Genomic DNA, 6395 nt, shown 5'->3' on the forward strand with positions numbered 1-6395 from the left:
TGCATTTCATCGATTTTATTTGTTATTTAAACGATAAAAGTAATATCATTGTACAACAAAAACAAACAATACGTTCTTTCAATATTAATTAAATAAAGTATTTGCCCCACATCTACCAATTTAAATAATACGTTCTGTCAAAATTTTTAACCTTAAAGTGTTTGCCCCACATCTACTTTAAAAAACTTAACCTACTACTATGAAAGCAAAAATGTTTAGAGCATTGTTGCCGTTAGCAATCGTTCTCACTATGGTATCTTGTTCCTCTGATGAAACATCAGGAACAGCTGAAGACAAAAGAGTTGTAACTACTTATAATTACAACGATACGGAATTAAGATTAGTTACACTAATCAACAATTACCGTCAAAGCATTGGCTTAAATTCTTTGGAAGTTGTAAATCACATCTCCTACAAATCAGAAGAGCACAATACCTACATGATTGACAATAAAGTGGTCAACCACGATTATTTTCAACAACGCTCAGACAATCTTATTCAAGTTTTAGGTGCAGAAAGAGTAGGCGAGAATATTGCTTACAATTACCAAATGCCCGAAAGTGCTTTTAGTGCTTGGATGAATAGTCCAGCTCACAAAGCCAACATCGAAGGAGATTACACTCACTTTGGAATGTCAGTGACCACCGACACTCAAACAGGTAGAAAATACTACACTAACATGTTTATCAAAAAATGATAAACATGGGTAACCATAAAATAGTTTGATTATTGTTTTGTTTGATTTTGACAGATCGGAAAAGCCCACTCCATGGAGTGGGTTTTTGTTTTTCATTATTTTAAACTTCCAACCATTTCTTCTGGTTTTACCCAAGCATCAAAATCTTCTGCTGAAACATAACCTAATCTAACGGCTTCTTCTTTTAATGTAGTTCCGTTTTTATGAGCTGTTTGTGCAATTTCGGCCGATTTGTAATACCCTATTTTAGTATTTAATGCCGTTACAAGCATGAGGGAATTGTTAACTAATTCATTTATTCTATAATAATTGGGCTCAATACCGCTAGCACAATGTTCTTCAAAAGATACACAAGCGTCACCGAGTAATCGAGCAGATTGCAAGAAATTGGAAGCCATTACTGGTTTGAATACGTTTAATTCATAGTGACCTTGCATACCTCCAACCGAAATGGCTACATCGTTACCCATTACTTGGGCACAAACCATTGTTAGTGCTTCGCATTGCGTGGGGTTTACTTTTCCTGGCATTATTGAGGAGCCGGGTTCGTTTTCTGGAATTAATATTTCACCAATTCCGGAACGTGGCCCAGACGCTAGCATTCTAATATCGTTTGCTATTTTATTTAATGAAACCGCTAATTGTTTTAATGCGCCATGAGACTCAACAATGGCATCATGAGAAGCTAATGCTTCAAATTTATTAGGAGCAGTTACAAATGGGTGACCTGTAAATTGGGCAATATATTGAGCTACTTTTACATCATATCCATCAGGGGTATTTAATCCAGTTCCAACAGCTGTTCCCCCAAGCGCTATTTCCGATAAATGGGATAAAGTATTTTTTAGTGCTTTTAAACCATAATTTAATTGAGCAACATAACCCGAAAGCTCTTGACCTAATGTTATAGGTGTTGCGTCCATAAGATGTGTTCTACCAATTTTGACGACACTCATGAATTCTTTTGATTTTGCATCCAAAGTATCACGAAGTTTTTCCACGCCCGGAATGGTAGTTTCTACAACCGCTTTATAACATGCAATGTGCATTCCGGTTGGAAATGTATCGTTAGATGATTGTGATTTGTTTACATCATCATTGGCTTTTACAATTGGTTCGCCTTCGCCAATTTTAAAACCAGCAAGTACTTGAGCGCGATTCGCGATCACTTCATTCACATTCATGTTGCTTTGCGTACCAGAACCGGTTTGCCAAATTACTAAAGGAAATTCGTCTTTAAGTTTTCCTGCAAGAATTTCATCACAAACAGCTGCAATAGCGTCACGTTTTTCTGTCGAAAGCACGCCTAAATCACAATTGGCATAAGCGGCCGCTTTTTTGAGATAGGCAAATCCTTCAATGATTTCATTGGGCATTGAGGCAGATGAACCAATTTTAAAATTATTTCTGGAACGCTCTGTTTGTGCTCCCCAATAGTTGTTGGCAGGAACTTTTACTTCGCCCATTGTGTCTTTTTCAATTCTGTATTCCATATTGTTATTTGTTTGTTGTTTATGGTTTGTTGTTACTGAAACACCTGCCTGCCTGCAGGCAGGTGTTTCTAAAAAAGCATTGCAAAATTAGTGATAAAAAGTATTTAATAAAAATTGATATTGTTTTTGGATAGGATTAATTTTCGACTTATATTTGCGTATAATTCAAAAAAAATCCGGAAAACATGTTTGAATTTCAACAGTATTTAGGTTTCTTAGCGTTCTTAACCATTTTAACAATTGGTTTTTGGTTGATGATGTTTTTAATCACTTTCATTGTTCCTTATTGGGTTTTTGGTGGTGTTAGAGAATTACTCCAAGAAAGAAGAGCTAAAAAAGCAGCCGAACAAACAGTATAGTTACAAACTATATTTTATAAGAAAGCCCCGAAATTTCGGGGCTTTCTTTATTATCCAGGATAATCTCCACCATCTTCTTGCTGACCTCTTGGTCTTTTCTCTTTTTCGTTTTTCTGTTTGTTGAAACGATAGGTAAAGGAAAGGGTAAATTGTCTTACGCGCCATTGCATTTCGCTGTAGACATCAACAACACCAGCCAAATAGTTTTCTACAATTCTTTTTCTTGAATTGAAAACATCACTGATATTGAAAGCAACAGTTCCTTTATCTTTCAGGACATCCTTACTAAATGCTAAGTTCATTCCAAAAATACCTAAGTTTTTACCTTGTGCATTTTTTTGTTCACCATTATAAGTCATGTTGGTTTGCCAATCTATTTTATAAGGTAAAGTGACTTTTGAATTTATTCTCGCAAACCATGAAGTAGCTTTAAAATCAAAGTTTTGATAAACTTCGACACCATTGTTATTTTCGTAGGTGTAGTCACCATCTGTTTCATTGTAAAAGAAATTAAAATTTCCATTTAATTTCCACCATTTATAGGGAGAATAATTTAGCGTAAACTCAAACCCTGCTCTGTATTCGGTTGCTAAGTTGATAGGTGTTGTTAAAATGATTGGAATTCCATTATCCTCTAAAGCAGTTTCTTTTCTTACCCACTGAAATACACCAGATGTTCTATTGAGGTACATTGAAGTATTGAAAGTTAATTTTGACCATCTTTTTATGTATCCAAAATCTAGAGCATCAGTGTATGCAGGATCTAAATCAGGGTTTCCAACAAAAATATTTACATTACTAGATAAACTGTTAAAAGGATTTAATTGTCTTCCTCTTGGTCGTTGAATTCGTCTGCTGTAACTAGCTGATGCACTGGTTTCTTTTGATAACTCATACGTAAAAAAAGCACTAGGAAAGAAGTCACTGTATTTTTTATTATTATAATCGTTTGTTCCCAATTGATTAACATCAATATTAGAGTCTTCAAAACGAAGTCCAAATAATACCGATGTTTTACTTACTTTAAATCCATATTGAGTATAAAGTGCATTTACTTTTTCGTTATATTCCAAGATATTTGTAAAATCACTAATAGGATTTCCATCTCTATTTGCACTAAAGTCAGATACTGTTTCTAAAAAATTACCACGATAACCTGCTTCAAATTGCTGTCCATCACCAAATGGTAAAACATAATCCGATTGAAGAAGAATTCTGTTTTGTTCTTGATTATTGGAAGTTATATCTGTTATTACTGTTGTTGAATTAGTATTAGTATCTGTAATAAGCGCATTGTTCTCATCATTGTTTTTTGAATATGAAGCATCTATGGTTAATTTATGGCCATTTTTATTGAAATCCTTGATAAAGTTAGATGTAAACTCGATATTTTCACTATTACTATCTTCTTCATTAAGACGATTTCTAGTATATTCAAACACATTATTTACATCATAATACAATTGGTCTACATCATCACGATTGTTTCCATTGCTATTTCTATAATTTATTGCATTTGTCCAACTAGTACTTTCGTTTAAATACAATTCTATACCAATCACATTGTTATAACTATTACTGAAACGATCGTTTTCTCTTTTTTCGTTCATATAGTTTTTTGTTGAATTGTCGGGGTTTAGATATCTGGAATTGGTAATTGCATTTCCGGGACTATTTCTATTATTATACCCTTGAGTGGTGAATAAATTGAATTTTTTTGATTTATAATTAATGTTTGCACTTATACCATTGTTTTCTGGATAACCCGTTGTGCCAATGATTGTTCCGTTTAATCCTTGATTTTTTCCTTTTTTGAGCACAATATTCAATATACCACCGCCACCTTCTGCATCATAGCGAGCGGATGGATTTGTAATTACTTCCACTTTATCAATAGCATCTGCTGGAATTAATCGTAATGCTTCTGTGATATTGATTGCATTAGATGGTCTTCCATCTATCAATATTCTAACATTTTCGTTACCGCGCAAACTAACATTACCTTCAACATCTACTGAAACAGAAGGAATATTATCTAATATATCGCTAACTGTTCCTCCCTTTACCATCAAATCTTTACCTACATTGTACACTTTTTTATCTAATTTGATTTCAACAGTGGTTTTTTCGGCACGAACAACTACTTCGTTTAATTGAGTAATATCTTCCTCTAAGCTTATTTTGCCTAAATTAGTATTGGAAGTCAATTGTTTTTCTTTTAACTCTAATGGTATGAATGAAATGAATTCAAATATGATATTGAAAGTTCCAGCTGCTGCTTCGATTGAAAAATTACCTTTACTATCGGTTATTCCTCCATAAATCATTTTCGGATTTGTGGTATTTTTAAGCGTGATAGTAGCATATTCCAAAGGTTTTTTGCTCACAGCTTCAACAATAGTACCAGTTATAACGATTTTTGGAAGTGCTGGTTTTTGTTGAGAATAGGTTATTAAGGAAATGAATAGTAAAATGTAGGTGGTAATTTTTTTTATTTTTTTCATATTTGTATATACAAATTATTTTAATATTTGTGCAAATTTAAGTAGTTTATATAAAGTTATTCCCAAGTGAATGTTAAATAAAATTATTTAGTTTTTGAATTTCCCTAGCAATTATGGCTTTTTTACTGTCAATGACTATAGGTCTCTCAATGAGAATTGGAAACTTTACTAGAGCTTTTATAATATCTTCATCTGAAAGCGGTTTACCTTTAAAGTTATCTTTCCAAATAGTTTCTTTTTGACGCACTAATTCTATTGGTTTACAATTGAGTTTTTTTAGTAAAACTTTAATTTCAATAGCTGAGAGTGGATTTTCTAAATAGTTGATTACTTCAAATGGAACATCATTTTCTTTTAAGAAAGCCAAACAATTTCTTGATTTTCCACATCTAGGATTATGAAGTATTTGAAACATAGATAATTTTTTTGCAAAGTAATTGATATTAGTAGAAAAAAGTTAATTTCGTGAATTAAAATTTAAGTCAATCATGTTTATAGAAAATGGTTTCTTACCCGAAAATAAATTTTGGAAATATATTGTAGGTTCAGTGTTGATTATTCTTGCCGCTACAATAGGTCAAATACCATTAATGGTTGCCATTTTTGTAAAATCTTTTAAAAGTGGAAAAAGTTTTCCAACAAATGAAAGTGATATGATGACTTTTTTGGAACCCAACACCACACTATTTCTCATTTTGCTATCTTTTGTTTTTGCTTTTTTTGCAATTATATTAGTGGTTAGAAATTTTCACAAGCAAACTTTATTATCAGTTACCACTTCAAGAGAAAAAGTGGATTGGAAAAGGGTCTTTTTTTCCTTTGGTATTTGGAGTGTTTTTACAGTCGTATCGACATTGATTATGTATTACTCGAGTCCTGAAAGTTTTGTTGTCAATTTTAAACCCATTCCGTTTTTAATTTTAGCAATCATTGGGATTTTATTAATTCCAATACAAACCAGCACCGAAGAATATGTTTTTAGAGGTTATTTGATGCAAGGATTTGCATTGTTGGCTAAAAACAAATGGTTTCCACTTGTAATGACCTCCGTTATTTTTGGTGGTTTGCATATTGCTAATCCCGAAGTTGAAAAAATGGGTTATATCATTTTGGTATATTATATAGGAACTGGTTTTTTTCTTGGAATTATTACATTAATGGATGAAGGAATGGAATTGGCTCTAGGTTTTCACGCAGCTAACAATCTAGTTGGTGCCTTATTAATAACTTCCGATTGGTCTGCTTTTCAAACGCATTCTATTTTAAAAGACAACTCATTGCCATCAGTAGGATTTGAAATTTTAGTTCCAATCTTTATAATATTTCCAATCCTATTATATAT

At 32.6% G+C, this 6395-nt stretch carries 6 protein-coding genes; 3 read left to right on the plus strand and 3 right to left on the minus strand.

Annotated features, from left to right (window positions below; all coding sequences use genetic code 11):
• Positions 1-199 precede the first annotated feature (199 nt).
• Positions 200-697, plus strand: coding sequence for a CAP domain-containing protein (locus tag ACK5ON_RS00325; protein ID WP_409818794.1), 498 nt, complete (start codon positions 200-202; stop codon positions 695-697).
• Positions 698-792: 95 nt separating this feature from the next.
• Here the strand turns inward: ACK5ON_RS00325 and fumC are convergent, their stop codons facing one another.
• Positions 793-2190: a class II fumarate hydratase gene (fumC, locus tag ACK5ON_RS00330; protein WP_409818796.1), complete on the minus strand. Its 1398-nt coding sequence runs from the start codon at positions 2188-2190 to the stop codon at positions 793-795.
• Between the two features lie 185 nt (positions 2191-2375).
• Between fumC and ACK5ON_RS00335 the strand changes: the two genes are divergently transcribed.
• Positions 2376-2549: a hypothetical protein gene (locus ACK5ON_RS00335; protein ID WP_409818798.1), complete on the plus strand. Its 174-nt coding sequence runs from the start codon at positions 2376-2378 to the stop codon at positions 2547-2549.
• Between the two features lie 50 nt (positions 2550-2599).
• Here ACK5ON_RS00335 and ACK5ON_RS00340 read toward each other — a convergent pair whose 3' ends face one another.
• Together ACK5ON_RS00340 and ACK5ON_RS00345 are read right to left on the minus strand one after the other, a co-directional pair.
• On the minus strand, positions 2600-5053 hold the full coding sequence (locus tag ACK5ON_RS00340; protein WP_409818800.1) for a TonB-dependent receptor domain-containing protein: 2454 nt from the start codon (positions 5051-5053) through the stop codon (positions 2600-2602).
• A 73-nt stretch (positions 5054-5126) separates the two neighbouring features.
• A complete protein-coding gene (locus ACK5ON_RS00345; RefSeq protein ID WP_396176611.1) occupies positions 5127-5468 on the minus strand; it encodes an arsenate reductase family protein in 342 nt (113 codons plus the stop codon).
• A gap of 73 nt (positions 5469-5541) precedes the next feature.
• On the opposite strand from ACK5ON_RS00345, the gene ACK5ON_RS00350 reads away from it, so the two are divergent.
• A partial coding sequence (locus ACK5ON_RS00350; RefSeq protein ID WP_409818802.1) for a CPBP family intramembrane glutamic endopeptidase occupies positions 5542-6395 on the plus strand: 854 nt, incomplete at its 3' end.

Source organism: Flavobacterium sp., assembly GCF_046317795.1.
Taxonomy (GTDB): domain Bacteria; phylum Bacteroidota; class Bacteroidia; order Flavobacteriales; family Flavobacteriaceae; genus Flavobacterium.